The organism is Amycolatopsis alba DSM 44262 (assembly GCF_000384215.1).
Taxonomy (GTDB): domain Bacteria; phylum Actinomycetota; class Actinomycetes; order Mycobacteriales; family Pseudonocardiaceae; genus Amycolatopsis; species Amycolatopsis alba.
In genome coordinates, this window is sequence record NZ_KB913032.1 from 940450 (window position 1) to 963932 (window position 23483).

The 23483-nt window shown below is 67.8% G+C and carries 23 protein-coding genes; 10 read left to right on the top strand and 13 right to left on the bottom strand.

Features of this window, described 5'->3' with window-relative positions:
• Nucleotides 1-228: 228 nt before the first annotated feature.
• Entirely contained in the window at nucleotides 229-1389 is a 1161-nt protein-coding gene (locus tag AMYAL_RS0104155; protein WP_020630049.1) for a hypothetical protein, read from the bottom strand.
• A 104-nt stretch (nucleotides 1390-1493) separates the two neighbouring features.
• Here AMYAL_RS0104155 and AMYAL_RS47740 point away from each other — a divergent pair, with 104 nt between their 5' ends.
• On the top strand, nucleotides 1494-1967 hold the full coding sequence (locus AMYAL_RS47740) for a hypothetical protein (RefSeq protein WP_020630050.1): 474 nt from the start codon (nucleotides 1494-1496) through the stop codon (nucleotides 1965-1967).
• Here the strand turns inward: AMYAL_RS47740 and AMYAL_RS0104165 are convergent.
• Nucleotides 1964-2749 carry a hypothetical protein gene (locus AMYAL_RS0104165; RefSeq protein WP_020630051.1) on the bottom strand — a complete coding sequence of 262 codons (786 nt, stop codon included), beginning with the start codon at nucleotides 2747-2749 and terminating at the stop codon, nucleotides 1964-1966. The two genes, AMYAL_RS47740 and AMYAL_RS0104165, sit on opposite strands and share 4 nt — an antisense overlap.
• Before the next feature lie 708 nt (nucleotides 2750-3457).
• Here AMYAL_RS0104165 and AMYAL_RS0104170 point away from each other — a divergent pair.
• Nucleotides 3458-5608 carry a putative bifunctional diguanylate cyclase/phosphodiesterase gene (locus AMYAL_RS0104170; RefSeq protein WP_020630052.1) on the top strand — a complete coding sequence of 717 codons (2151 nt, stop codon included), beginning with the start codon at nucleotides 3458-3460 and terminating at the stop codon, nucleotides 5606-5608.
• Between the two features lie 31 nt (nucleotides 5609-5639).
• Here AMYAL_RS0104170 and AMYAL_RS0104175 read toward each other — a convergent pair whose 3' ends face one another.
• Nucleotides 5640-6461 (bottom strand): SAM-dependent methyltransferase, encoded by an 822-nt coding sequence (locus AMYAL_RS0104175; RefSeq protein WP_020630053.1) that lies wholly within the window; start codon nucleotides 6459-6461, stop codon nucleotides 5640-5642.
• A 156-nt stretch (nucleotides 6462-6617) separates the two neighbouring features.
• On the opposite strand from AMYAL_RS0104175, the gene AMYAL_RS0104180 reads away from it, so the two are divergent.
• Together AMYAL_RS0104180 and AMYAL_RS0104185 are read left to right on the top strand one after the other, a co-directional pair.
• The gene (locus AMYAL_RS0104180) at nucleotides 6618-7943 is read left to right on the top strand and encodes a cytochrome P450 (protein WP_026466728.1); all 1326 of its coding nucleotides are present in this window, start codon (nucleotides 6618-6620) and stop codon (nucleotides 7941-7943) included.
• A gap of 37 nt (nucleotides 7944-7980) precedes the next feature.
• Nucleotides 7981-9030 carry an alpha/beta hydrolase gene (locus AMYAL_RS0104185; RefSeq protein ID WP_026466729.1) on the top strand — a complete coding sequence of 350 codons (1050 nt, stop codon included), beginning with the start codon at nucleotides 7981-7983 and terminating at the stop codon, nucleotides 9028-9030.
• Nucleotides 9031-9074: 44 nt separating this feature from the next.
• On the opposite strand, the gene AMYAL_RS45605 is transcribed toward AMYAL_RS0104185, so the two are convergent.
• Complete coding sequence (locus AMYAL_RS45605; RefSeq protein WP_020630056.1) at nucleotides 9075-10166, bottom strand: hypothetical protein; 1092 nt, start codon at nucleotides 10164-10166, stop codon at nucleotides 9075-9077.
• Nucleotides 10167-10455: 289 nt separating this feature from the next.
• Here AMYAL_RS45605 and AMYAL_RS0104195 point away from each other — a divergent pair, with 289 nt between their 5' ends.
• Together AMYAL_RS0104195 and AMYAL_RS0104200 are read left to right on the top strand one after the other, a co-directional pair.
• A complete protein-coding gene (locus AMYAL_RS0104195) occupies nucleotides 10456-11583 on the top strand; it encodes a hypothetical protein (RefSeq protein ID WP_245192786.1) in 1128 nt (375 codons plus the stop codon).
• Between the two features lie 317 nt (nucleotides 11584-11900).
• A complete protein-coding gene (locus tag AMYAL_RS0104200; RefSeq protein ID WP_026466731.1) occupies nucleotides 11901-12890 on the top strand; it encodes an LLM class F420-dependent oxidoreductase in 990 nt (329 codons plus the stop codon).
• A gap of 108 nt (nucleotides 12891-12998) precedes the next feature.
• On the opposite strand, the gene AMYAL_RS0104205 is transcribed toward AMYAL_RS0104200, so the two are convergent.
• Nucleotides 12999-14015, bottom strand: coding sequence for an NAD-dependent epimerase/dehydratase family protein (locus AMYAL_RS0104205; RefSeq protein WP_020630059.1), 1017 nt, complete (start codon nucleotides 14013-14015; stop codon nucleotides 12999-13001).
• 43 nt (nucleotides 14016-14058) lie between these two features.
• Here AMYAL_RS0104205 and AMYAL_RS0104210 point away from each other — a divergent pair, with 43 nt between their 5' ends.
• Nucleotides 14059-14478, top strand: a complete 420-nt coding sequence (locus AMYAL_RS0104210) for a barstar family protein (protein ID WP_020630060.1) — start codon at nucleotides 14059-14061, stop codon at nucleotides 14476-14478.
• A gap of 17 nt (nucleotides 14479-14495) precedes the next feature.
• On the opposite strand, the gene AMYAL_RS0104215 is transcribed toward AMYAL_RS0104210, so the two are convergent.
• Entirely contained in the window at nucleotides 14496-15071 is a 576-nt protein-coding gene (locus AMYAL_RS0104215) for a hypothetical protein (RefSeq protein ID WP_020630061.1), read from the bottom strand.
• A gap of 89 nt (nucleotides 15072-15160) precedes the next feature.
• Nucleotides 15161-15529, bottom strand: a complete 369-nt coding sequence (locus AMYAL_RS0104220) for a VOC family protein (protein ID WP_020630062.1) — start codon at nucleotides 15527-15529, stop codon at nucleotides 15161-15163.
• A 63-nt stretch (nucleotides 15530-15592) separates the two neighbouring features.
• Between AMYAL_RS0104220 and AMYAL_RS0104225 the strand changes: the two genes are divergently transcribed.
• From AMYAL_RS0104225 to AMYAL_RS0104235, 3 genes are all read left to right on the top strand, one after another.
• Entirely contained in the window at nucleotides 15593-16039 is a 447-nt protein-coding gene (locus AMYAL_RS0104225) for a MarR family winged helix-turn-helix transcriptional regulator (protein ID WP_020630063.1), read from the top strand.
• Between the two features lie 27 nt (nucleotides 16040-16066).
• Nucleotides 16067-16297 carry a hypothetical protein gene (locus AMYAL_RS0104230; RefSeq protein ID WP_020630064.1) on the top strand — a complete coding sequence of 77 codons (231 nt, stop codon included), beginning with the start codon at nucleotides 16067-16069 and terminating at the stop codon, nucleotides 16295-16297.
• Nucleotides 16298-16484: 187 nt separating this feature from the next.
• Nucleotides 16485-17225 carry a zinc ribbon domain-containing protein gene (locus AMYAL_RS0104235; protein ID WP_020630065.1) on the top strand — a complete coding sequence of 247 codons (741 nt, stop codon included), beginning with the start codon at nucleotides 16485-16487 and terminating at the stop codon, nucleotides 17223-17225.
• Nucleotides 17226-17235: 10 nt separating this feature from the next.
• Here AMYAL_RS0104235 and AMYAL_RS0104240 read toward each other — a convergent pair whose 3' ends face one another.
• The 6 genes from AMYAL_RS0104240 to AMYAL_RS0104265 form a co-directional block, all read right to left on the bottom strand.
• Nucleotides 17236-17574: a hypothetical protein gene (locus tag AMYAL_RS0104240; protein ID WP_020630066.1), complete on the bottom strand. Its 339-nt coding sequence runs from the start codon at nucleotides 17572-17574 to the stop codon at nucleotides 17236-17238.
• Nucleotides 17575-17578: 4 nt separating this feature from the next.
• Nucleotides 17579-19333: a hypothetical protein gene (locus tag AMYAL_RS0104245; protein ID WP_020630067.1), complete on the bottom strand. Its 1755-nt coding sequence runs from the start codon at nucleotides 19331-19333 to the stop codon at nucleotides 17579-17581.
• Nucleotides 19334-19432: 99 nt separating this feature from the next.
• On the bottom strand, nucleotides 19433-20743 hold the full coding sequence (melA, locus tag AMYAL_RS0104250) for an alpha-glucosidase/alpha-galactosidase (protein WP_020630068.1): 1311 nt from the start codon (nucleotides 20741-20743) through the stop codon (nucleotides 19433-19435).
• A complete protein-coding gene (locus AMYAL_RS0104255) occupies nucleotides 20740-21678 on the bottom strand; it encodes a carbohydrate kinase family protein (protein ID WP_020630069.1) in 939 nt (312 codons plus the stop codon). The genes melA and AMYAL_RS0104255 overlap by 4 nt, the downstream gene beginning before the upstream one ends.
• A 5-nt stretch (nucleotides 21679-21683) precedes the next feature.
• A complete protein-coding gene (locus AMYAL_RS0104260; protein ID WP_020630070.1) occupies nucleotides 21684-22553 on the bottom strand; it encodes a carbohydrate ABC transporter permease in 870 nt (289 codons plus the stop codon).
• Nucleotides 22550-23476 carry a carbohydrate ABC transporter permease gene (locus AMYAL_RS0104265; protein ID WP_026466733.1) on the bottom strand — a complete coding sequence of 309 codons (927 nt, stop codon included), beginning with the start codon at nucleotides 23474-23476 and terminating at the stop codon, nucleotides 22550-22552. The genes AMYAL_RS0104260 and AMYAL_RS0104265 overlap by 4 nt, the downstream gene beginning before the upstream one ends.
• Between the last annotated feature and the right edge of the window lie 7 nt (nucleotides 23477-23483).

Genomic DNA, 23483 nt, shown 5'->3' on the forward strand with positions numbered 1-23483 from the left:
TCTCAGGCATCGGCGGCAGCCTCGCGCGCCGCGACCGCCGACTCGCGGAACTGCACCTCTCGCTCACGTGTCACAGCCCGTCGCTCATCTTGTTCATCCCGCTCGCCATGGTCGGAGTCAGACGACCGCATGACTCCCCACTGTCGCCCTTCCGCATCCAGTTGTCGAGCCTGTCCGCGCGGCCACATCCCGCTCATCGGCCTGAGAGTGTGGTGCGGCGTGGTCGCCTCACAGGGAATTCCCTTGGCTCCGCCGGCTGGCTGCCAGCCGCTGGAACTCCTCCTCGGAGATCGGGAGCGTCGTGTACTCGAGCAGCAGTTGGCTGGTCGGCCGCCAGCCGTCCGGTGTCCACAGCTCGTATTCGAGTTCATACGGGTTCGGCAGGCGCTTGGCCAGGAAGAGGACGTTACCGAGTTCGTAGACGTCGTCCCCCTTGCGGAAGACTGCTTGATAGTCGTGGGCCCGGCCGCGGAACGCTTGCGCTCTCCCCTTGATCGCAGCGACGTAGCGTGCGCTGCGGAAGTGCCGCTCGCCGAGCTCTATCACCCACCAGCCGGGCTCCAGCCGCCCCAGCACGTCGGTGTGCTGCCAGCCGAGCCCATCGAGGGTCTCGTCGACCGATCCGGTGCGGCGGACGAGATCGTGGCTGTAGTACCCGCCCTTGATGGCGAGGCCGTGCCACACGTCGAAGTACCTGACCTCGGCGGTCTCTCGTCCGCGGATGGCCCGGTCCAGATCGTCGCGGCCGACCGGCAGCACGACCCTGCCCCGCGGTTCCTTTCCCAGCACCCACGCACCCTCTCGCAGGCAGGTCTCCCATTCGCCGTCGCCGCTTGAGGGGCAGCGGATCAGTGCGTGCGCGCGGTTGAGGTCCGCGACGTCGCCCAGCCTCTCGAACTCCGCGAAGTAGTAGTGGCCCGCCACCGGTTCGGCTCGCCGCCTTGCCGCCAGCAGAGCGACGATGCCCGCGAGGCCGTCCCGCTCGAAGGGCGCCAGCGACAACGCGTAACGATGTTCCGGCAGCAACTCGTCGACCACGGCGTACGCGGAACGCAGGTCGACCATGTCGGCCTCGTGCCGGAACACCGCGAAGCCGCCGCCTTCGAACCCGTCCCGCTGCTCGTGCTTCGCGGGCCCGCTGTCGTCGGCCAGTTGCCTGAGCCTCTCCAGCTCCGCGGCGCTCACCTCACGGTAGTCGTCGTAGGAGTCCCGGTCGCCGGTTTTCGACAGGCCGTTGCTTCGCGTCCACACGCCGTGGCCGACGTACTTCTGCTCGTCGTGAGCGCTAATGCTGCGGTAGAGGCCTTTGGCGTTACCGACATCGGACATGCCACGTCCGTCTTCGAACAACGCGAAGTAGCGGTAGTCGGCCAGATAGAGCTCGAACACGCGATCGTCCCCTCAGTGATCATCCGATCTTAACGAGCAGACCGGCGGCCAGGGTGTCGTTGCCACTCGGCCCCTCTTGGTGCCGGCCGGTAGCGTCTCCTGGCATGGACACATCGGCCTTCGCACTGATCTTCGGCGATGGAGGTATACGGGCGAAGCTGGACTGGCGGCGGGTCGCTGCCGAGTGCGCCGTCGAGGAGCGCTACAGCCGTTCCCGTAAGGAACTCGGCGAACTGTGCACCGTGTGGTACGCGGATGGATCCGGACACGACGCGGGCTACGACCACCAAGGCTCCCGCCCGCTGCGGGTGTCGGAAGCCGCGGTCACCGAAGCGTCGTGGCCGCGCGCTCGTGCGACCACGATCGCCGCGCTGCGACGGGAATACGTCCGCGCGGACAGGCCCGTGCATCTGGCACTTCCGGGCTACCGGGTCGGCGACGAGGTCGTACTGCTCGACGGCAACCATCGCGCGGCGGCGGCGTACCTGGCCGACGCCGATACTCGGTTGCTGCTCTACATTCTTCGCGGCCCGACGGATTCCGGCATGTTGCCCGATCTTCGGCACTACTCGCCCTAGGACGCTTCCTCTTCATCCCGCCGTTCCGCGGTCGGGTACTCGGCCTCGGCCTCGCGCATGGCGAAGTCGAACGCCAGGTTGCGCAAGGCCTCGCTCTGCTCTGTCTTGCGCAGGCGCCGCACGGCGGTCATGACCGCGAGCGTGATGAGCACCGCTCCCGGCAGGGCGATGATCTTGATCGCGACAGGTGTGCCCGACAGCACGGTCGCGTCGAGGGCGAGGAGGAGCACCGGCATGATGGTCGACACCAGGATGTTGATTTCCACCTCGGTGTTGTCGACGCTCAGCGCGGGCACGCGCGCGCGGAGCCACAGTTTGCTGTAGGTGAACAGGTACAACGACGCGTTCGCCTGATGCCCGCCGCCCGCGGGCAGGCTTCGATCGCGAGCGTCGTCTCGGCGCTCGCCGGAATCGAGATGTCGCAGGATCGGGTGCAACCCGGTGAGACGCTCGGTGAAGTCTTCGCCGAAGGTGTCCCGGATCCTGGCCCACGACGCCGTGAGCACGGGCGCCGCTTTGCGTCGGTCGAACCGCTCCGAAAGGGCAGTGATCTTGAAGCCGACCTCTCTGGCCAGGTAGCCGATCACGAAGCTGGCGGCGATCGCCACCAGGACGAGCACGACGATGCCTGCCGCTTTCACGCCGGCCAGCGCGTCCAGGATGAACCCGATGTCGGCCTGGCCGCGTCTGGCGAGGTGTACGCAGAGAACGAGGAGCTCGGTCACCAGTACGGCTCCCGGAAGCAGCACGCTGGTCAGGTAGATGGCGGTGTAGAAACTCATTCTGCTTGACGCGAACTTGGCGGCGAGTCCGCTGACAGGCTCCATGCGGCCCAACACTAGATCGGCCAGGGCGGCCGGGGTAGTCACAAACCGAGACGCGCAGCGTTCGCTATTCGGTATGTGCGCGTGTCTCCGATCCCGCGACAGTTCGACAGCGAAATGACAGCGGCTTTCGACGTCACCCGAGAGCCTTCCGGAAGTCGGCTCTCCGGCGACACGGACGCAATTCACCAACTTCGGGTCCGTCGGGAAATATTTTCCAGCAAACCGAGGTTCACTCCATCGATTGATACGCCGTCACACCGATGGACCAGCCACGAACTCGGCGGTAACGAGTAGGCTTTTCCCCCGGAAACGCGACTTTCCACTGGCGGCGCACACCATTTCCGAGTCGATCGGTACACCGCGGAGGCAGACCGAGAAGATCATGCTCGACATCCGGGACGTCGGGGCGACCGTCGCGGTCAGCTACCATGAGGTCGAGGTATTGTACGAGGACTTCATGCTGATCGAACTGGGACAGGTCGGCCGCGCAATGGCGGTAGACCGGGCAGAACGGGCGATATTTCGGAAATCCCCGAAATTGATTCGCATATCCGCAGCGGCGTCGCCCCGTGGTGAGTCTGCCGTACCCTGGCCGGTCTCGAACGAAAGCGGAATCGGCGAAAGCGGCCGGCCGAGGACACGGAGATCAAGGGGTCGAGCGTCATGACCAGGCCACTACCTTCCGGTGAACAGGAGCGGCCCACCGGAAAGCAGCCTCTGGCGTCGCAGCGGGAACGCGTCAAGGTCGCGCGAAAATGGGCCTATCTCGTCAGCAGCACCACTTACCTGCCCTTGTCGCACGACCGGATCGAACGAGAGTTGCTCGGCCTGCTCGATCGGCTGCTCGAGGCGGTGGCCGGGGACCGGCCCGCCATCGAGAGCGCGGCGGAGGTCGGCGCCGAACTCGTCCGGATGCACTGTGTCGGCAAGACGAGCCTGCAGTGCACGGTGGACGTGCTCGCCGCCGCTTTACTGGCGCCGTCGGATTCACGCTCCGCCGATCGGTTACCGGAGCGCGTCGCCAGGTTGCTCGGTGCGCTGGCGTCCGGTTACGTGGAAGCGATCCGTTCCGCGACCGTCGAGCAGCGGGGCACGAGTGACCAGGCGCTGCTCAACGCGGTCCGGGAGTCGCAGCGTGAGTGGCGGGCCAGTGAGGCCCAGCTGGACGAGATCTTCCTCGGTTCGCCGAGCGGGATCGCGGTCACCGGGCCCGATGGGCGACTCGTCCGCACGAATCCCGCCCTGCACCGGATACTCGACAGGGAGTCGAGCGAGGTCGCGGGCGGCGTCCTGGTCGAGTTCGTGCACGAGGCGGATCGGCAGCTCCTGCTGGACGGCTACCGCGATCTCCAGGACGGCAAGATCGACCGGCTGCGATCGCGACCGCGCTTCGTCACCAAGGACGGCGACCTGTTTCAGGCCACGCTGACCGCTTCGCTCTTGCGCGGTTCGCACGGCTACGTGACGATCGTGTCCGACGACGCGGAGCTGACGCTCCTGCAGAATCAGCTGCGGCACCAGTTGTTGCATGACATGCTCACCGGTCTGCCGAACCGGCAGTTCTTCGGCACGCATCTCGAGCACGTGCTGCACCTGCCGAATCCGGCGACGCTGTACCACGTGGACCTCGGCGGGCTGTCGTTGGTCACCGACGGTCTCGGCAGGAAGGCGGGAGACAGCCTGCTGCGGATCGCCGCAGACCGGCTCAGGACCGTGGTGGCGGGCGAGAACGCGATGGTCGCGCGATTCGAGAGCGACAAGTTCGGCATTCTGATCGAGAATTCGGCGACTACACCGGACGTCGTCACGATGATCGAGCGGATCAACGAGAAGCTGTCCGAGCCGGCCTACATCGACGGGAAGGGCCTGGCGGTGACGGCGAGTTTCGGCGTGGTCGAAGACCTTTCCCGCAACGTCGAACCAGCCGAGTTGTTGCGTTCGGCGGATCTGGCGATGCGGCGAGCCAAGAGCAAGGGACCCGGCCGGTGGGAACGGTACGACCCGGTATGGGACGGCCAAGCCAGGGAAGCCATCGGCCTGGTGGCCGCCATGCCCGGCGCCTGGGAGAACGGCGAGCTGGGCATCGGCTACGAGCCGCTGGTACGTCTGGCCGACGGCGAGACAGCCGGGGCCGAGGCACGGCTGCGATGGGAACATCCGGACCTGGGACTACTGCCGAGGGAACGGTACCTGGAACTCGCCGAGCGCACCGCGCTGATCGGCGCGCTCGGCGCGTGGCTGGTCGAGCGCGGCTGGGCGGACAAGGCCGCGGGCGACGGCGCGGACATGCCGCTGCTGGTACCACTGACACCGAACCAGCTGGCCGATCCTCGGCTGGCCAGGACGATCCAGGGAATTCTCGACAGCGCCGCGCCGATCACAGACCGGTTGTGGCTCGGCCTGCCTGCCGGGGCACTGCTCGTGGCCGGGCACGAGATCGTCGACCATGTGCGTGTACTCGCCGACCTGGGGATCGGTGTGGTACTGCTCGACTTCGGCGTGACGCCAGGCGAGCTGGCGTTGCTTGAGGACCTCCCGGTACACGCCGTACGCCTCGACTCTCGTCTCGTGTGGCATGCCATCGATGAGGACTCGATCGCCCTCGCCGGGGCGAGGACCATGATCGCGCTGGTTCGTCAGGCCGGGATCACCGTGCTCGCCGGTGATCTCGAAACCGGCGAGCAGGCACGGTGGTGGCGGCGAGCGGGGGTCGAGCTGGGCATGGGCCCGCTGTTCACCGGCGACGAGGGACCGGTGACCGACATCGGATCCCTCATCGGCGGTGGACGGGCCGGTCCGATTCAAGGCCGGTGAGCCTCAGTGTCCTGAGTGGACAGTCGCCGCTTCAGGGTTTGTATGCCATCCCGGCGTAGAGGACCTGGTTCAGTTTCGGGTCTTCGGCGATGTCACCGGGCCCGGCGGGGTGCCAGGTGCCGCACCCGACCAAGCCGGGTTCGAGCAGTTCGAGGTCGCCGAACATGGTGAGCACCTCCTCATAGGGGCGTGACGTGACCGGGTCGCCACCCCTTGTCGCGACCCTGAGCGCTTCCCGAACCTGGTAGGGCTGGTAGTCCTCGGTGATGTGGGTGATCGCCAGATAGCTTTCGGAAGCCATCGCGTCGACGTAACGGCGCACGAGGCCGCGCGGGTCGGATTCGTCCGGGATCCAGTGCAGCAGGCACAGGAACAGCAGGCCGATCGGCTCGTCGAGATTCAACTGCCGACGCAGCTGAGGATCGCCGAGGATGCCTGAAGGGTCACGGGCGTCTGCCTTGAGCGCGGTGGCGCGGTCGTTGCCGGCGAGAATCAGTCGGCTGTGCGCGACCGCGACGGGATCGTGGTCCACATACACCACCCGGCATTCCGGGTCGGCGTCCTGCGCGATTTCGTGCACGTTGCCGACGGTCGGTACGCCCGAACCGATATCGAGGAACTGGCGGACGCCTCGGTCGATCATGAACCGGACAGCCCGTCGGAGGAAGGCGCGGTTGAGCCTCGCCACCCCCCGCGCGTGGGGCACGGCTTGCTCGGCCAGCGCGGCGGCTTCGCGGTCGACGGCGAAGTTGTGACCGCCACCCAGCATGTAGTCGTACATCCGGGCGGCACTGGGCACCGTGTCGTCGGTGCCCGGTGGGACCCAGTCCGGCAGTCGCGTCAGTGTCAACACCCCTATCCCATCGCTTTTCCTTGGGAGCCACCGAGTCTACTCAGCCCGGCATGGTGATCGGGTCGCGGCCGCATAGTCACCCGATCGAGCGCTGTGGGCTGCCGCCGAATGGCGCTAACGTGTTCTGTCCCCTTCCGCAACGGCGATGGAGTCCGGATGCCTGCACCGGTTGCGCCCGGTCGATGGCCGCTGATCGGACACACTCCGGCGATGCTGCGGCGTCGCTTCGGATTCACGTCGTCGTTGTACGCGCACGGAGACGTGGTGCGGATCTACCTCGGCCCGATGGAAACTTGTTTCCTTACCAGCCCGGAATTGACGCACCAGGTACTGGTCACCGACGGCAGCAATTTCCGCAAGGGCGCGATGTTCGAGAAGTTCCGCCCGTTCGTCGGCAACGGCCTCGCCCTTTCCGAGGGTGTTCTTCACCTACGGCAGCGCCGGTTGATGCAACCCGCTTTCCACCACACCACCATCGCGGGATACGCCGGGATCATGACAAGAGCGGCCGCCGACCTGATCAGACCGTGGAAGCCGGGCGAGGTGCGCGAGGTGGACCACGACATGCAGGCACTCGCGGTCGCCATCGTCGGCGAGGCGCTGTTCTCCGCCGAACTGGGCAAGGCCGCGATCGAGGAGGCCCGCCGGTCGATCCCGGTCATCCTCAAGTACGGCATGATCCGCGTGCTCTCGCCACCGTTGCTGGAGAAGCTCCCCATTCCGGCCAACCGGCGGTTCGACGCGGCCGTCGACCGCATGCGCACGATCGTCGAAGAGCTCATCGACGACTGGCGTACCGAGCAGGCCGATCGGAGTGACCTGCTGTCCATGCTGCTACTGGTCAGGGACGCCGACACCGGTGAGGGGATGACCGACGAGCAGGTGCGCGACGAGGTCATCACCCTGCTCACCGCGGGGATCGAGACCAGCGCGCTCGCGCTGTCCTGGCTGTTCCACGAAATCGCCCGGCACCCCGAGGTCGAGCAGAAGCTCCACGACGAGATCGACGAGGTGCTCGGCGGCCGGGAGGCCACCGCCGAGGACGTGCCACGGCTGGTCTACATGCGACAGGTCCTCAACGAGGTCCTGCGGATGTATCCACTGTGGATCCTCATGCGCCGGGTCACCGCGGAGGTCGATCTCGGCGGTGTGCGCCTGTCACCGGGCACCGAGGTGATCATCAGCCCGCACGCCATGCATTTCGATCCGCGGTTCCACGACCACCCCGATCGTTTCGACCCGGACCGCTGGGCGGGCAAGCGGGCCAAGGAGCTGCCCCGCGGGGCCTACATCCCGTTCGGAGCGGGTGCCCATCAGTGCATCGGGAATTCCTTCGCCATGACCGAGATCGCGATTGTCGTGGCCACGATCGCCGCGCGATGGCGGCTGGTTCCCGTCCCTGGCAAGCCGGTCCGGGTGAAGCACACGACCACCGCGTACCCGAGCCGGCTGCCGATGACGGTCGTCCCGCGCTTCCGATAATCGTCGAAACACCCTGTCTCAGTGGAGGTTTGTTTTCATGCATTGGCGTCATGGCGGAGTGAAGCGTCGTGTCGGCGCGGTGACGCTCGCCATTTTGCTGGCCGGGTCACTGCTGACGACCGCGCAGGCTCAGGCCGATACGGCGTCCTGCCAGGACGTGACCATCCCGGTGCGACTGACCGGGCTGCTTCCCCAGATCGTGCACGGCAGATTGTGCGAACCGTCGCACGGCGCGCGAACCGTTCAGGTGCTGGTCCCAGGCGCCACCTACAACAGCGTCTACTGGGATCCCGCACTCAACCCGGAAACCCAGTCGTTCCGGCTCGCGATGAACAAGGCCGGCTACGCCACCCTTGCCCTGGACCGGCTCGGCACCGGTGCCGGCTCCAAGCCGCCCAGCGCGCTGCTGACCGCGTTCACCGAGGCCGACGTGGTACACCAGGTGATCCAGGCGGTTCGGCACGGCGACCTCGGCTCGCAGTTCGACAAGGTGATTCTCGGCGGACACTCGCTCGGCTCCGCCATCACCGTGCTTGAAGCAGGCACCTACCACGACGTGGACGGCGTGCTGATCACCGGACTGGCACACCACATCAATCCGCCTGGCGCGCTGATCGTCCTCGGCTCGTTCATCCCCGTCGCGCTCGACCCGGTGATGTCGCAGCTGGGGCTCGACCCCACCTACCTGACCACCCAGCCAGGCGCTCGCTACGCGGCATTCCACGCACCCGGACCCGACATCCCCGAAATGACCGCCTACGACGAAGCCACCAAGGACGTCGTCGCGCCCGGCGAACTGCTCGACGCCGCCGCCCTCACCACGGTGCTCCCCTACACCTGGCAGATCACGGTGCCGGTGCTGGTCGTGCTCGGCGGCGGGGACGGCGGCCTCTGTGGCCCGCTCGCGACCGACTGCACCTCCTCGGCCGGCCTGCTCCAGTCCGAGGCGCCGTACTATTCAGCGGCGGCACAACTGCGGACCTACGTACTGCCCGGCTACGGCCATTCGATCAACTACGCACCCAACGCACCCGACTACCACCAAGCCGTTACACAATGGGCCGACACCATGGGACTTTCTCGGTAACAGCGTGCTCGGCCCGGTATTCTTGGTGGCCGCGGGGTCGGGTGTCAGGCGGCGGGGGTGAGCAGGACGCCGAAGGTGCGTCCACCGAATCCTTTCCGCGCGGTGCCCACGATCGTGCCGTTGTTGTTGATCGCGGTGGCGTTGATGATGTGGAAGCCGGTGCCGGGCGGGATGAGGGTGTTCAGGTCGGTCGCGACACCGTCGCGGTAGACATAGGCGCCGCCGTTGGGCAGTGCGCCGACGATGACGCCGCTGTCGTTGATCCCGTTGGCGGTGGAGTTGGAGATCGGGCCGGTGCCCGCGATGTTCAGGTCGAGCACTTTCCCGCCGGAGAATTCGACAGCGCGCTGGGAGATGCCCTCGCCGCTGGGAGTGTTGTTGGAGACGCCCACGGCGACCCCGGCGGAGTTGACGGCGAGGGCTTCGGCGAAGTTGCCGCCGGGCAACACACCGAGGTCGCGGACCCGACCGTTCTGCCACGCGGCCGCCGACGCCGCCGACGCCGAGACCGCGGACCCGCCCACCACCAAGCCGGTGTTGTTGACCGCGCGGGCACGGGCCTGCGCCCCGCCCGGCAGGAACGGCAGCCTGGTGATCTCGCGTCCGTTCACCGTCCAGGCGGTGACCTTGCTCGCCGGGTCCACGGTCCGCCCGGCGATCAGGCCGTTGTCGTTGATCCCGGTGGCTTCCACGTCGAAGAACGGCTGGGCCGGATCCACTTCGAGGTCGACGCCGGTGGCGCCGGCGGTGGGCCAGCGGGCGGCGCGGAGGATGTTCGGGCTGCCGGACGGGAAGATGTCCCCGACCACCTCGCCCTTGTCGTTGATCGCGTGAGCGTCGGTGAACTGGTGCGCGTTGCCAGGGTCGGCCGCTGTGGACAGGAATATCGGCGTGGTCGTGCCCGCCTTGATGACGAATCCTGACTGTGACCCGCTCATGCCGATCCCGATGGCGTCGCCGTTGTTGTTGATTCCCGTGTACCGCTGCACCGCGTCCGGGGCGACGGTCAGTGTGTAGTGCGGCGTGGCCGCTACCGCCGTGGCCACGCCGCCCCCGATCACCGATATCGCCACCGCACCGGCGAGCCCGACGAGTCGGGCGATCCGGGACCGGGACCCCCACGTTCTTCCTGACATGTGGCTGCTCCTTCTCGCTGCGCCGACCTCGTGAGCCGGCCTCCTCAAGGGATGGTGTCCGCGCCGCAGCCGAAACGCTTCTGCGACGGCGATCATGGCCATCGCTCTGCGCATCGACCATCCTGTCTGGATGCTTACTTGTGTTGATACGCAAGCGGGTTACACCTCCCGGAGAACTTTGCCGCCGGCATCGACAAAGGCGCACTGCCCATCTCGCCGAACAATGGCGCGTAACCCCGGCACGTATTACCTGATGAAGCCTTGACATCCTTATCGAGGGAGGATTTCCATGCGTTTACCTTTCCGGATAGCCGTATTGGCCGCGGGCGCGGTGACCATGGGTGTCGGCATGGCCGCGCCCAGCGCAGCCGCCGCGCCCGCTCCGCAGTACCGACTCGTGCTCGGCTCAGCGAAAACTTTGGAATACCGCGGGATCAACGCACGCGGCGACATCATCGGTGTCGGTCTCGACCCGGCGCGCTTCGGGCGGGAGGAGGGCTTCGTCATCAAGGCCGGTACGACGACACCCCTTTTCCTGGCCAACCCCGGCACGAACAACCAGAACTCCGTGCCGCGGTCCATCAATGACCAGGGCGTGGCGGTGGGAAACTACCTGAAAAACGTCGTGGTCCCCGGTGGGGCAGTGGAGATCACCCGCCCGGCGATCTGGCCAGGGCCCGGCAGCGCCGGATCAGACCTCGGCGTGAATCCCACCGGGTCGGCGGACGCGTTCGGCGTCAACGATCAACAGCAGATCGTGGGCTGGCAGGGCGGCGGCCACACCTCGATCACACCGTGGCAGCGCACCGGCACCACGGTGACCGACCTGCCGCCGCTCGGTGGCTCCAAGGACACCGAGGCGCTCGGCGAGAACAGCAACGGAGTGGTCGTCGGCGACGCCGCGGTCCCCGGCGGCACCCTGCCCGGCGGCGACCAAGTGGCCCTGGAGTGGGCCAACGGAAAGCTCACCACGCTCGGCCAGCTCAACGGTGGAGCCTGGAGCGAGGCGCTGGCCATCAACACCGCCGGCCAGGCGGTGGGTTCGGCGTCGCCCGCCGGCAGCTCACTCCTCGACTCCCACGCGGTGATGTTCAGCGGCGGCAAGGCGATCGACCTGAACGTGCCGCGTGGCGTCAACCAGGGCACCGCGCACGCCACCGCGATCAACACCGCGGGCGTGATCGTCGGCGACGACGCCGTATTCCCCGACGTGTCGGGCATCAGCAACGGTTTCGTGTACCGCAACGGCCACGCGACCGACCTCAACTCGCTGATCAAGCCGACCCCGAACGTGCGGGTGGGGGGCGCCACCGGCATCAACGACGCCGGAGTCATCGTCGGCACCGCCGTGCTCACCGCGCCGGACGGAATGGTGTCGTCCGTCGGCTACGAATTGCTGCCCATCCCGACCACCTAGATCAACTCGGTCGCTGAGGTCTGCGCATCGGCGGCGTGGCGTAATGGTGCCCGCTCCCCTTTGGCGGACTCGTTGTCCGACCAGACACTTCGGGGCTCCGGGAGCTGACGAAGAGGTGTTCGACGGCTGATGCTTCCGACCACAGGAGCATCAGCCGGCGAACGCGTCGCGGGCACTGCCGGCAGCTCGGTAACGACCGGCGTATCGCACCGTCGGCAGCCGACCCCCTCGTGTGCACACCGGATGCTGGAGTTCGTCCGGCTGGAAATCCCGGACAACGCGCCGCATGGCGGGGTCCGCGGGCTAGGTTGGGGATCATGCGCTTCGGACTCTTCGTCCCGCAGGGCTGGCGGCTGGACCTGACCGGCATCGACCCTGTGGACCATTGGAAGACCATGCTCGGCATCGCGAAACACGCGGAAGCCGGGCCCTTCGAATCGATCTGGGTCTACGACCACTTCCATACGGTGCCGGAGCCGACCGAGGAGGCCACCCACGAGGCGTGGTCACTGATGTCGGCCTTCGCCGCGGCCACCGAGACCATCCGGCTCGGGCAGATGTGCACCTGCATGGGCTACCGCAACCCGGCGTACCTGGCGAAGGTCGCCGCGACCGCCGACATCATCTCCGGCGGGCGCGTCGAGATGGGTATCGGCGCCGGCTGGTACGAGCACGAGTGGCGGGCTTACGGCTACGGCTTCCCTAGTGCCGGCGAGCGGCTCGCCCAGCTCGACGAAGGCGTCCGGATCATGCGGGACCTGTGGACCACCGGAAGGTCCACACTGGATGGCGAGCACTACCGCACCGACGGCGCGATCCTGCGCCCGCTACCGCTGCAGGACGGCGGTATCCCCCTGTGGATCGCCGGTGGCGGCGAGAAGAAGACCCTGCGGATCGCCGCGCGATTCGCGAAGTACACCAACTTCGCCGCCGACATCGAGACCTTCACCCGGAAGTCGGAGATCCTGGCCGGGCACTGCAAGGACGTCGGCACGGACTTCGGCGCGATCGTGCGCTCGGCCAACCACAACGGCGTCATCGCCGAGACCGAGAAGGAGGTCCAGGACAAGCTGGCCTGGCTCAAGGACCACTACGCGAGGCACGCGTCCCCGGAGGCGGCCGAGCGCGCGTACTCGATCTTCACCGCCGGGGTGGGCATCGGCACCCCTGAGCAGGTCGCCGAGCGACTGGCCAAGCTGGAAAAGCTCGGCATGACCTACGCGATCTTCAACTTCCCCGAAGCCGCGTACGACCGCTCCAGCATCGACCTCTTCGCAAAGCATGTCGTCCCTGCGATGAACACCTAGCCGTGTCCGGTGAGTCTGCCCGATGGACTGGTCGTCGTGGCGACGAGAGGGATCTCGCCGAAACGCGACTCGGCGCACCGCACGGTCGTCGGCATGAGCGTGCCTTGGCTACCGCGCCGCGAGATAGTCGTCTTCGGCGGCGTAGTCGACCATCGGCGCGAAATAGCCGTGGTCGAACCCAGCAGGCAGCCGAGCGGCGGAGGCCAGCCAGTCCAATTCGGCGGTCACAGTGGCGGCGTAGTCCCCGGCCGGCCGGTAACCCAGCTGCCGGGCCGCGCTCACGTCCAGCCGGATCGCCGGTACCCGGTCCCAGGGATGCCGCCCGAGTCCTGCGGGCGCACTCGGGCCGAGAAGCACTTCCCGCCACCGGTGGCCGAGGTGCGCCCCGACGATCCGCGAGATCTCCAGCGCGCTCGGCGCGTCGGGGTCCGCGCTGTTGAGGATCCGCGGGCCAGGACGGCTCGCGACGACCTCGATCAGGGCGGCGATGTTGGACGCGGCACTGGTCTGATCGACACCGCGGCCGCCGCGGGACAGGACGACGACTCCGCGCCGGTCGAGCACGCGTTTGACGAACACCCACGTGTCGGGCTTCAACGCGCCGTCGCCGTGCACCCTGGACGGTCGCAGAACCGTGACCCGGTGCCCGCTGTCGAGCAGGACGTGTTCGGCGGCGACCTTGTTGGCGCCGTAACCCTCGCGGCTGCGGTGATCGATGTCCTCCCGCGGGGCCATGGTCGGCTGTGCTTCGCTGACCGGGCCGTCGAAGTCCGGTGTGACGGCCGAGTTCACGTGATTCCCCGCGGCGTCGATGTACACGGCCTTGGCGGAGATCATCACCGTGGACCCGATATCGGCCAGCAGCGGCAACAGGCCCCGCGCGTGGGCGGCGGTGAAGCAGAGGCAGTCGACGAGCAAGTCGGCTCCCTCCCCCACGGCCGCCACGAGTTCGCCGTCCACCGTGCGGTCTCCGGCAACGAACCGTCCGCCCGCCGCGGCGACATCCTCGGGCATCCGGGAACGGTCTCGGCCGACAGCGACCACGTCCCAGCCCGCGGCCAGCAACCGGCGCGCGGCGGCGCGGCCGATCAGCCCGGTACCACCGAGAATCACCGCGCGAGGCATCGCTCGACGATAGCGTGAGCCCGGATCGTGCGATGCTCGGATCATGACCGGCCGCGGCGACGACCTTCCTGTGCTCACCATCGACGGATCCCGCTTTTCCGACTTCGACGGCTTCGCCCGCGAGTTCTCACGGCTGCTGAGCGACTACACCTGGCGAGGGAACCTGGACGCCTTCAACGACCTGCTCCGAGGCGGTTACGGGACGCCGGAGACCGGATGGGTTCTGCGGTGGCTCCACTCCGAGCCGTCCCGTTCCGCGTTGGGCCACGCCGAGACGATCCGGCGGCTGGAACGGCTCGTTCTCACCTGCCATCCCTCGAACCGTCCGGACTTCCAGGCCAGGATCGACAGCGCGCGGCGCGGGGAAGGTCCGACACTGTTCGACGAGATCGTCAGCATCATCCGCGTCCATGGCGCCGGTGGCAGGGAAGCGGAAGACGGCATCGTCCTGGAGTTGCGGTAGGCGACGCGCCCTTGTCGCTATGGGCCGCCCGCCAGGTCGTACGCCACGTAACAGTTCTCGGAGGCCTCGACGATGACTGTCGCCACCATCTTTTCCTGTGGAACGACACCCGCGGTGAAAACGGGGTGCGAAGATCCGAACACGGTGAAGAGTTCATCGACCTTCACCAGCTCCGCATCGCCGCTCCCGAGGCCCAGCCCGGCACGGGGTGTGCAGTACGGCTTCGCCCGCTGTTCCGGGGTCCGCTCGTCCTCGCACCACCGCGCGCCGGCGCACGTCAGGGTGTTGCGGTAGTCCCTGCCGTTGTAGTGGACCTGGTACGGAAGGCCTCGCTCACCGGGCAGGGCGTAGCCGAAGTGGTTCGCCACATCAGGGATGAACGCGGCACCACACAGCGCGCCGAGAACGACCGGCACAGCGATCACCAGGCGCCGGGGAATCCTGCGGCGCACCGTCGTGGACCGTTCCCGCCCCGGCATGGTGGCCCCCTTCGACACGACGAAGCGTTCCTGACCACAGTAGCCGCGGCGGGCCGATCGGGGGTGGGGCAGCGCGAGCCGATGTTGCCGGCTCGCGCCGTCCCCGCTGGTCATTTCGTCGAGACTCACCAGGAAGGCGGCCAGCGCGTCCAGGATGTGGCCGCCAAGTTGCCCCGGTGGCCCCGAAGACCAGCGTGCCCGCCTCAGACACGGTCGTGGAGGGTGATCCGGTAACCGTCGGGGTCAGCGAAGGTGAATGTCCGGCCGAAGGGGCCGTCGATCGGCGCGGAGACGATGGTGTGACCGTCGGCGACCAGCGCGTCGTGAATGGCTTGGACCTCGGTGGCGTGGAGCCAGATCGCCGCGCCGATGCCGGGCTGGGCGACAGAGGCGAGGTCGGTGCCGGGAATGACCTCGCGGAGCGCGAACGCGATCGGCTTCGTCTCGAAGACGACGGCGTGCGGAGGTCCGGCCTGCGAGCGGACGAGGCCGAGGTACTGCTCGTAGAACGCCTGCGAACCGGTGAGGTCACGCGCTTGCAGGGAGATGAAGTCGGGGCCGGTGGCGGGCAAGATGACGCTCCTTCGTTACGTGTCAGTCTTCTGACACGTAGGACCCTATGTCAGGATACTGACATGAGTCAAGAAGGCGGCGGTGTCGACCTGGACAAGTCACTGGGCTACCTGCTGAAGGAGGCGTCGAGCGCCCTCCGCGCGGCCATGGAGGAGGTGCTGCGCCCGCTCGGGATGACCGTGACGCACTACTCCTGCCTCGAGCTGCTGGCCCAGCGACCGGGCTTGTCGAACTCCGAACTCGCACGGGGCGCGTTCGTGACCCGGCAGTCGATGAACGTGCTGCTCCAGACCCTGGAACGGGAGGGCCACGTGACCAGGCCCGCGGAGGCGCCCGTCGGGAAGGTCCTTCCCACGCGGCTCACGACTCGCGGCAGGCAGAGACTCGAAAAGGCGACCGTGGCCGTCCGGTCCGTCGAGGTCAGGATGCTGGCCGGGATGACCGAGGCCGAGCAGGCGGGCGCGTTCCGGATCCTGCGGAGCATGATCCATTCCCTGCGCGAGCAGTAGACTCGACTCGGACGCGGGGGTGACGACGTGACGGATGACCAGCTGCTCATCGAGTTCGCGCTGACCCGGCTGGATCATCCGGACCTCGACCTCGAGGAAGTGGCCACACTGACCGTTCGGCGTCTCGGCGAAGACCGGATGCTGGACTTCGCCGGGCTCACCCTCGCCAACCGCGGCGAACTACGAGGGGCCGTGTTCCCGGCCGCGGTCGAACACGTCGTCCGGGTCGTCCTGACCTTGCGCGGGCCGGACGACTAGGGCGCCGGACCGCGCCCTGAGCTTCAGGTGCGGCGCCGCTGCCATGGCCGTGGCGACCTCGGAGACGCCGAAATGCCGTGATCATTACACTGTGGACAGTCGTGCCCGCCGGTCGGTTCGTTCCGCCGCCCCGGTGAGAACGACCGCCGAGCTGTAACACCTCCTTGCCGCTCGCGGACTACGAAACATGAACTCGTGCTCGAACTGCGGACGGGAACTCGGCTCCCAGGCGAAGTTCTGCGGCGCGTGCGGCACTCCTGTCGGCGAGCCCCAAGATGAACCGGTCGCTGTCGAACCGGTTTCGCCTCGGCCAAAGCAAACGGTCCCGAAGCCGACGGCCGCTGTCGTGGTCGCCGCGGCGGTGGTGGCGGTCGCCGCGGCAGGCGTGACGACCTTCGCCTTGACCCGCAACACCGACTCCACGCAACCCGACACCGCACAGGTGGACATCACCCAGCCGAGCGCCACGGCCCCGGTGACCGTCCTCACCACCGCGACGCAACCACCGACGTCGACGGAAATCACCACGACGGAAACGACCCCGTCGCTTCAGGTGACCGAGGCGGACCTCCGCCGCCAGACCACGCAAGACAGCACCGTCGCCGAAAGCCTTGTCGGACAATGGGTTCCGCAGCTTTCCTCGAAGCAGCCCGGCCTCGTCGTCGGAGGCACCACGTACGACTACCCGGCGATCATGGCCGACTTCCAAAGCCTCCGCAGCCGCTTCCCCGAAGCCATCATGGTCAATTCGAGTGACTTCAAGACCTTCTCACGCAAAGGTTTCTGGGTCACCCTCGAAGCGAAGGTCTTCCCGGACGCCGACGCGGCCAACGCCTGGTGCGACGAGCAGAACTTCGCCCGAGAGGACTGCCACGCCAGCCGGTTGACCCACTCCGGCGGTCCGGCGGGCAACTCCAAGGGCAGGTGACCCGGCGAAGCTAGCCGAACAGCTTCGTCACCAGTTCGGCGATCTTGCCCGCGGGTTCGCTCAGGGTGCCGACCAGGCTGGTGACCGTCTGCCAGCGAGCGCTGACGGCCGCCCCGCGCGGCTTGTCGCTCCGCAGTTCCGCCTCGATCCTGTCGAGCGCCTCGAGTACTTCCGTCCGGTCGGCGGGCGTCGGAGCGGACTCGGCGATCGCCTCCCGCGAGCTTGCCAAAGCCTTGATGAGGTCCGGGATCGACGCGTCGTCCGCGGAAGAGTTGTTGTAGGTCGTGGCGTGATTTCCGATGGCGGTGTTGGAGATTTTCGCTTGCCGCAGGTCGAACCGGTCACCCATGGGTCTACTTTCCCTTCGCCGAATTGCTCTGGTTGCTCACCTTGCTGTTCGTACCGACCGCCGAGTCGACGAACGTGCTGCCGCGCATGTCGTAGCTGTTGACGACCGGATCGGCCAGTTTCATGAACTCGACGACCGAATAGCCGCGCTCTTCGAGGTAGTGGCCCACCGAGCGGAACAACGTCGTGTCCAGGATCTTCACGTACCGTTCCGCGTCGACGTCCTGGAAATAGCTCTGCACGCGGTCCGCCTGGGCCAGTTCGCGGAGACTGCGGTCGGCCCCGTACTTGGCCGGGACGGCCTCGTCCGTGTCCTGCCTCAGCTGGTTGAACGGCCGGAACACCGACTTCCCGCGGCGGAACAGCGTCGCGGGCAGGAGCCACAGCTCCACGAAGGTGAGCCCCAGCGATTTGGCCAGCGAGTGGTGCCTATCGATCGCGCGGAACTCCGGGGCGATCGGCAGCAGCGCGAGGAACTGCCATTCCAGGTACAGCATCCGCTGATCGGTCCCGACGTGCAGGTAGCACGACGTGGTCAAGTCGCGATCCCAGGACTCGACGCGGTAGCAGCGGTAGTAGCGCGCCCATTCGATCACGCTGTCGGCGAGGGCTCGCGCCTTCTCGATCGGCAGGCGGCGGGCCGGTGCGCGGTCGAGGTCCGCGAGGACCTCGGGGACCGACCGGTGGTCGACGACCAGCCGGTCCGCGGGCACGAGCACCTGCTCGCGGTGGGTCAGGTTTTCGAGGCGTCGTCCCGGACCGAGTGACGAGGTTTCCCGCAACGCCTGGATCGCCGCGCCGACGTGGTCCTGCAGCTCGGTGACGTTGATGCGCCGCGGGTCGACGTCGTCGTCCGACGAGTCGAGGGGCAGGGTGATGACCTGCCGGTGCACCGGGACGCCTGCTCCCACGAACGGGGAGAATCCACGGTGCACCACCACATCGGCGCTCGCTTCGTGAGCGGCACCCGTTTCCTGGGCGGCCACCGCGCGCTCCAGCGGCAGGCGGAAGGTGTCGAGCCCCAGACCGCGGAGCCGTCGTTCCCATTCGGAAGCGCTCTTGCGCCCGTCGGCGACGAACGTGCCGCGCCGGAATCGCTGCAGCACCAGGAAACGCACGGCGAGCCTGTCGGCGAGCAGGACACCGGCGATCAGCAGGGTCAGCACGACACTCAGCACGACAATGCCGACAGTGCTGTCCGTGGCATCGCCGGAGGCGGAGCTCGGGGAGTCGAGGGAGCCGTATCTCGACGAACCTCTGGACGACGTCATCCCCGTGGCCGCGGTGAAGACCTCCAGGCCTATCACGAACGCGCTGACGGCGAACAATCCCATCGCCACGGCGAGGTCGCCGATCCCGCGCGTCCTGAACCGGCCGGGGATCAGCGCCAGCACGATGGCCGCCAGCAGCCAGAACATCAGCACCGCAGGCTCGGTGAACAGGAACACCAGCAGGAGCGCCAGAAGCGCCGCGTCGCGGATACGGCGCCGCATCCGCGACGCGACCGCCTCCCGCAGCACCGCGGCGGTGTCGACGCCGGGTGTGGGCGGAATCGACCGCCATGGCTCGATCAGGAATTCCCGTACCGCCGTGTTCGCGTAGTCCTCACTGAGCTGCGCGGCGGCGCACAGATAGCGGGTCGTGTTGTCCCGGCGGGTCAGGGACGCACCGCACGCCTGGCAGAACCCGTCTCCCGGCCTGCCGATCGCGCGGCACCGCCAGCAACTCTGGTTTCTTCCCGCACTGACATCGACCGCCATGGCGTTCCTCCCTGACCGGCTCTTCCGGCTCAGGAGTCGTCCGCCGTGCGGTGCCGTGTTACACGACTCCGCTTACTCGAAAGAGTGACGCCGCCGGCGTCAGTGGCCGAGGATCGCGCGCAGGCCGGGCTGGAGCCGGTCGCCGTGCGCGCGGACGAGATCGTCGCACAGCTGGAAGATCCGCTCGACCGGCAGTGCGGCCGCGGTGGCCGGGTCGGTCATCGCCGCGTGCCGGATATGGCGGGGATCGTCCTCGACGGCCGCGCGTACGACGAGCTCGTTGACACTCAGGTACGTCCGGTTGAGCGCCGCGAGTTGTGGCGGCAGCGCGCCGATCCGGGTCGGCCGGACGCCGGTCCCGTCGGCGAGGCAAGGCACCTCGACCACTCCCCCGGCAGGCAGGTTCTCGATCAGGCCGCGGTTGACGACATTGCCGTAGACCGTGCGGGGTGTGCCGGTGACCAGGCTGTGGATGATCTGCGGCGCGTACTCGTTCGTGCCTTCCACGGCCAGCCGTTCCCCGCTCCGAATCGCCTGCCGGGTCCGCCCGTACTCGGCCTCGTTCTCCGCCACGATGTCGAGGTACGCCCCGACGGGCAGCCGCAGGCGCTCGATTTCGTTGTCGTGCTTGAGATACCAGGGCACGTACTCGGCGGAGTGCTCGCTCGTCTCCGTCGGGTAATAGCCGAGCCGCCGGAACATGTCGAACCGGACCCGCCGCCGCAGCTGCTCGTCCGAGGCCGCCAGTTCGGCCAGCCGGGGATAGAGGTCCGTGCCGTCGTGCTCGAACCGCAGCACCCAGGCCTGGTGGTTGACGCCCGCCGCGACGTAGGTGACCTCCTCGAACGGGACCCCGACCAGCTCGGCGAGCCCGTGCACGGTCCAGTACACCGAATGGCACAGCCCGACGACCCGCGTCAGCCCGGTCACTTCGGTGAGGTACTGGACGTTCATCGTCATCGGGTTCGTGTAGTTCAGCAGCCAGGCCTCCGGGGCCACGTCGGCGATGTCCGCGCCGAGTTCCTTGAGGAACGGGAAAGTCCGCAGCGCGCGGAAGATCCCGCCGACGCCGAGGGTGTCGCCGATGGTCTGGCGCAGACCGTGGCGCGCCGGGACCTCGAAGTCGACGCGGGTCGACTCCCCCATCCCGATCTGCACCATGTTGACGACGAAATCCGCGCCCGCCAACGCTTCCCGCCGGTCGGTGTGCGCGGTCAGCACCGGCTTCACCCCGCGCGCGGCGGCGATCTGCTTCGCCGCGGCCAGCGCGGTCGCGAGCCGGTCCGGATCGATGTCGTGCAGCGCGACGTGCACGTCGCCCAGTTCCGGGAAACCGAACAGGTCGGCGAGCAGACCCTGGGTGAACACGACGCTGCCGGCGCCGACGAAGGTGATCTTGGGGGTGGTCATGAGCGGTCCGATCCGATGCGTTCGAGGTGGACGAGGACGTCGTCCCACGTGGCCTGGCCAGCCGTGCCGCCGGCGGCGCGGACGGAGGAACCACCGCAGACGACGCCGCAGCGCAACGCCGTCCCCAGCGGCAACCCGGCCAGGACGCCGGCGAGGAATCCGGCGTTGAAACTGTCCCCGGCGCCGACGGTGTCGACGGCTTCGGCCGGGATCCCTTGTGCGGTGAAGATTTCGCCGTCGCGATGGGCGAAGGCACCCCCGGCACCGTCCTTGACCACGACGGCCGGGCCGCGGGCGCCCAGCAGCGCGGCGGCCTCCCGTGCGTCGGTCACGTCGGCCAGGCGGCTCACCTCGGCGGCGTTGGGCAGCAGGAAATCCGTCTCCCCCAGCAGATCCCCCGTGTCCCAGGCACCGGCCGGATCGTCGTTGGTGTCGACCGACGTCGTCGCGCCGTGCCCGCGGGCGGTCCGCAGCAGGGCGGGCAACGCGGGCGCGAGACCGGGGAGCAGGAAATACGACGACGAATGGACGTGTCTGCTCGTGGCGAGCAGTTCGGGTGGGACGTCGGCGGCGGTCAACGCGGCGAGTGTGCCAGGGGCGGTGATGATGGCTCGATCGCCGTCGCGGGTCAGCACGGTGGTCAACGGGGTCGGCAGGACCGGATCCGTCCGCAGCGCGCCGGTGTCGACGCCGCGTTCTTCGAGGGCGTCCCGGACGAACCGGCCGGCGGCGTCGTCTCCGACCCGTCCGGCGACGGCGACCCTGAGCCCCAGCCGGGCCGCACCCGCGGCGGTGATCGCACCGGAGCCGCCGAGGGTGAGCACACCCGAATCGGCGAGCTGTTCCCGCTGGCCGAACTCCAGATCCGTCCTCAGTGGACCGATGATGACGTCCGGGTTGGCGTCACCGACCACGAGCAGGTCGAAACGGTGCATGGATCCTATCCTTTGAGGCCGCTGGAGGTGATGGACTGGATGAAGGTCTTCTGCGCGCCGAGGAAGGCCAGCAGTACCGGCAGTACGGTGATCACGTTGCCCGCCATGACCGCGGACCAGTTGGTGTGGTGTTGACCTTGGAACGTCGTGAGCCCGAGTTGCAGGGTGTAGGCCGTGTCGTGGTTGAGCGCGATCAGCGGCCAGGTCAGGTCGTTCCAGGTGCCGAGGAAGGTCAGCACGGCCACCGTGCTCAGCGCGGGCCGGGAAAGCGGCAGCACGATCGTGAACAGCACGCGCAGCCGCGAGCAGCCGTCGATCCACGCCGCTTCTTCCAGTTCCCTCGGCAGGGAAAGGAAGAACTGCCGCAGGAGGAACACTGCGAACGGCGTCACCAGTGACGGCACGATCAGCGCGCCGAGGCTGTCGATCAGGCCCAGCCGTTTCATCACCAGGAACGTCGGGATCATGGTGAGCTGGAACGGGATCGCCATCGTGGCCACCATCAGCGCGAGCAGCACCCGCGATCCGGTGAACCGCATCCGCGCGAACGCGTAGCCGCCGAGCGCGCCGAACACCAGGTTCGACACCACGGTCACCGCCGAAACGATCAGCGAATTCGTGAACCAGCGCAGGAAGAGCGCGTTCTCCAGCACGTAACGATAGCCCGCGAAGTCCATTTCGGACGGCCACAGGGCAGGCGGGAACCGGTTGATCTCGGCGTTGCTCATCACCGAACCGAGCAGCAGCCACACCAGTGGCGCGGCGAACACCAGCGCCAGCGGCACCAGCAGCAGATGCCAGGGGCTGAACGAGAGCCGGGGCCGCCGCAGGGCGGGCAGGACCCGCGGCGCGGGCACACTGAGCCGGGCGGTCATCGGAGCGCCTTCCGGGGACGGCGGAGCAGACGGACGACGACCACGACCGCGAGCAGCCCCAGCGCGAGCACGTAGGCCGACGCCGCGCCGTACCCGGCCGTGAAGTTCTTGAACGCCTGTTCCCACACGAAATAGACGATCACCGTGGTCGAGCCGAGCGGGCCGCCCTTGGTCGTGACGTACACCAGATCGAATACCTGCAGGGAGGTGATCAGCTGCCACAGCACCAGAAACGCCGTCACCGGGGTCACCGCGGGCAACGTCACGTGCCGCAGCACGCGCAAGGTGCCCGCGCCGTCCAGCCGGGCGGCCTCGACCAGCGACGGCGGCACGTCCTGCAGCGCGGCCAGGTAGACCACCACGCAGAACCCGGTTCCGCTCCACAGCGTGATCCCGACCAGCACCAGCAGCGCCTGCGCCGGATCGGTCAGGAATCCTTGCGGGGAAACACCGAGGTGGTGCAGCAGCGAATTGGCCGCGCCGAACTGCGGGTCGAGGATGAAGGAGAACAGCACTCCCTGCGACGCTGCCGAAAGCACGAACGGGACGAACACGAGCGTCCGGTACACCCCGATCAGCCGGATGCGGCGGTTCAGCGCCTGCGCCAGCAGGAATCCCAAAAGGACGCTCAGAGGGACGTAGAGAACCGTGTACAGCACGGTGTTCCCCACCGCCTGGGCGAACCGCGGGTCCTGGGCGAGTGCCGAGTAGTTGTCCAGGCCGACGAACCTGCTCGGGGTGACCAGGTCGTCTGCCCGGAACGACAGCAGCAGCGACCAGGCCACCGGCACCACGCCGAGCCCGAGGATGATGAGCACGGCGGGTGAGAGGTAGGTCCACGCGGCCGTGGTTTCCTTGCGTCGCCTGCTTTTCGCGGAGTGGCTTCGCGGTGGAACGGTGACCGCTCTCGGCAGTCCTGGCATGGCGGCC

What these genes read in the sequence shown, in the direction of transcription:
- AMYAL_RS0104265 (WP_026466733.1), bottom strand. Translation starts at nt 23,476, where the DNA reads ATGCCAGGACTGCCGAGAGCGGTCACCGTTCCACCGCGAAGCCACTCC.
- AMYAL_RS47740 (WP_020630050.1), top strand. Translation starts at nt 1,494, where the DNA reads ATGGACACATCGGCCTTCGCACTGATCTTCGGCGATGGAGGTATACGG.
- AMYAL_RS0104245 (WP_020630067.1), bottom strand. Translation starts at nt 19,333, where the DNA reads ATGGCGGTCGATGTCAGTGCGGGAAGAAACCAGAGTTGCTGGCGGTGC.
- AMYAL_RS0104210 (WP_020630060.1), top strand. Translation starts at nt 14,059, where the DNA reads ATGACCGGCCGCGGCGACGACCTTCCTGTGCTCACCATCGACGGATCC.
- AMYAL_RS0104185 (WP_026466729.1), top strand. Translation starts at nt 7,981, where the DNA reads ATGCATTGGCGTCATGGCGGAGTGAAGCGTCGTGTCGGCGCGGTGACG.
- AMYAL_RS0104260 (WP_020630070.1), bottom strand. Translation starts at nt 22,553, where the DNA reads ATGACCGCCCGGCTCAGTGTGCCCGCGCCGCGGGTCCTGCCCGCCCTG.
- AMYAL_RS0104225 (WP_020630063.1), top strand. Translation starts at nt 15,593, where the DNA reads ATGAGTCAAGAAGGCGGCGGTGTCGACCTGGACAAGTCACTGGGCTAC.
- AMYAL_RS0104170 (WP_020630052.1), top strand. Translation starts at nt 3,458, where the DNA reads ATGACCAGGCCACTACCTTCCGGTGAACAGGAGCGGCCCACCGGAAAG.
- AMYAL_RS0104240 (WP_020630066.1), bottom strand. Translation starts at nt 17,574, where the DNA reads ATGGGTGACCGGTTCGACCTGCGGCAAGCGAAAATCTCCAACACCGCC.
- AMYAL_RS0104195 (WP_245192786.1), top strand. Translation starts at nt 10,456, where the DNA reads ATGCGTTTACCTTTCCGGATAGCCGTATTGGCCGCGGGCGCGGTGACC.
- AMYAL_RS0104215 (WP_020630061.1), bottom strand. Translation starts at nt 15,071, where the DNA reads ATGACCAGCGGGGACGGCGCGAGCCGGCAACATCGGCTCGCGCTGCCC.
- melA (WP_020630068.1), bottom strand. Translation starts at nt 20,743, where the DNA reads ATGACCACCCCCAAGATCACCTTCGTCGGCGCCGGCAGCGTCGTGTTC.
- AMYAL_RS0104180 (WP_026466728.1), top strand. Translation starts at nt 6,618, where the DNA reads ATGCCTGCACCGGTTGCGCCCGGTCGATGGCCGCTGATCGGACACACT.
- AMYAL_RS0104165 (WP_020630051.1), bottom strand. Translation starts at nt 2,749, where the DNA reads ATGAGTTTCTACACCGCCATCTACCTGACCAGCGTGCTGCTTCCGGGA.
- AMYAL_RS0104200 (WP_026466731.1), top strand. Translation starts at nt 11,901, where the DNA reads ATGCGCTTCGGACTCTTCGTCCCGCAGGGCTGGCGGCTGGACCTGACC.
- AMYAL_RS0104255 (WP_020630069.1), bottom strand. Translation starts at nt 21,678, where the DNA reads ATGCACCGTTTCGACCTGCTCGTGGTCGGTGACGCCAACCCGGACGTC.
- AMYAL_RS0104205 (WP_020630059.1), bottom strand. Translation starts at nt 14,015, where the DNA reads ATGCCTCGCGCGGTGATTCTCGGTGGTACCGGGCTGATCGGCCGCGCC.
- AMYAL_RS45605 (WP_020630056.1), bottom strand. Translation starts at nt 10,166, where the DNA reads ATGTCAGGAAGAACGTGGGGGTCCCGGTCCCGGATCGCCCGACTCGTC.
- AMYAL_RS0104235 (WP_020630065.1), top strand. Translation starts at nt 16,485, where the DNA reads ATGAACTCGTGCTCGAACTGCGGACGGGAACTCGGCTCCCAGGCGAAG.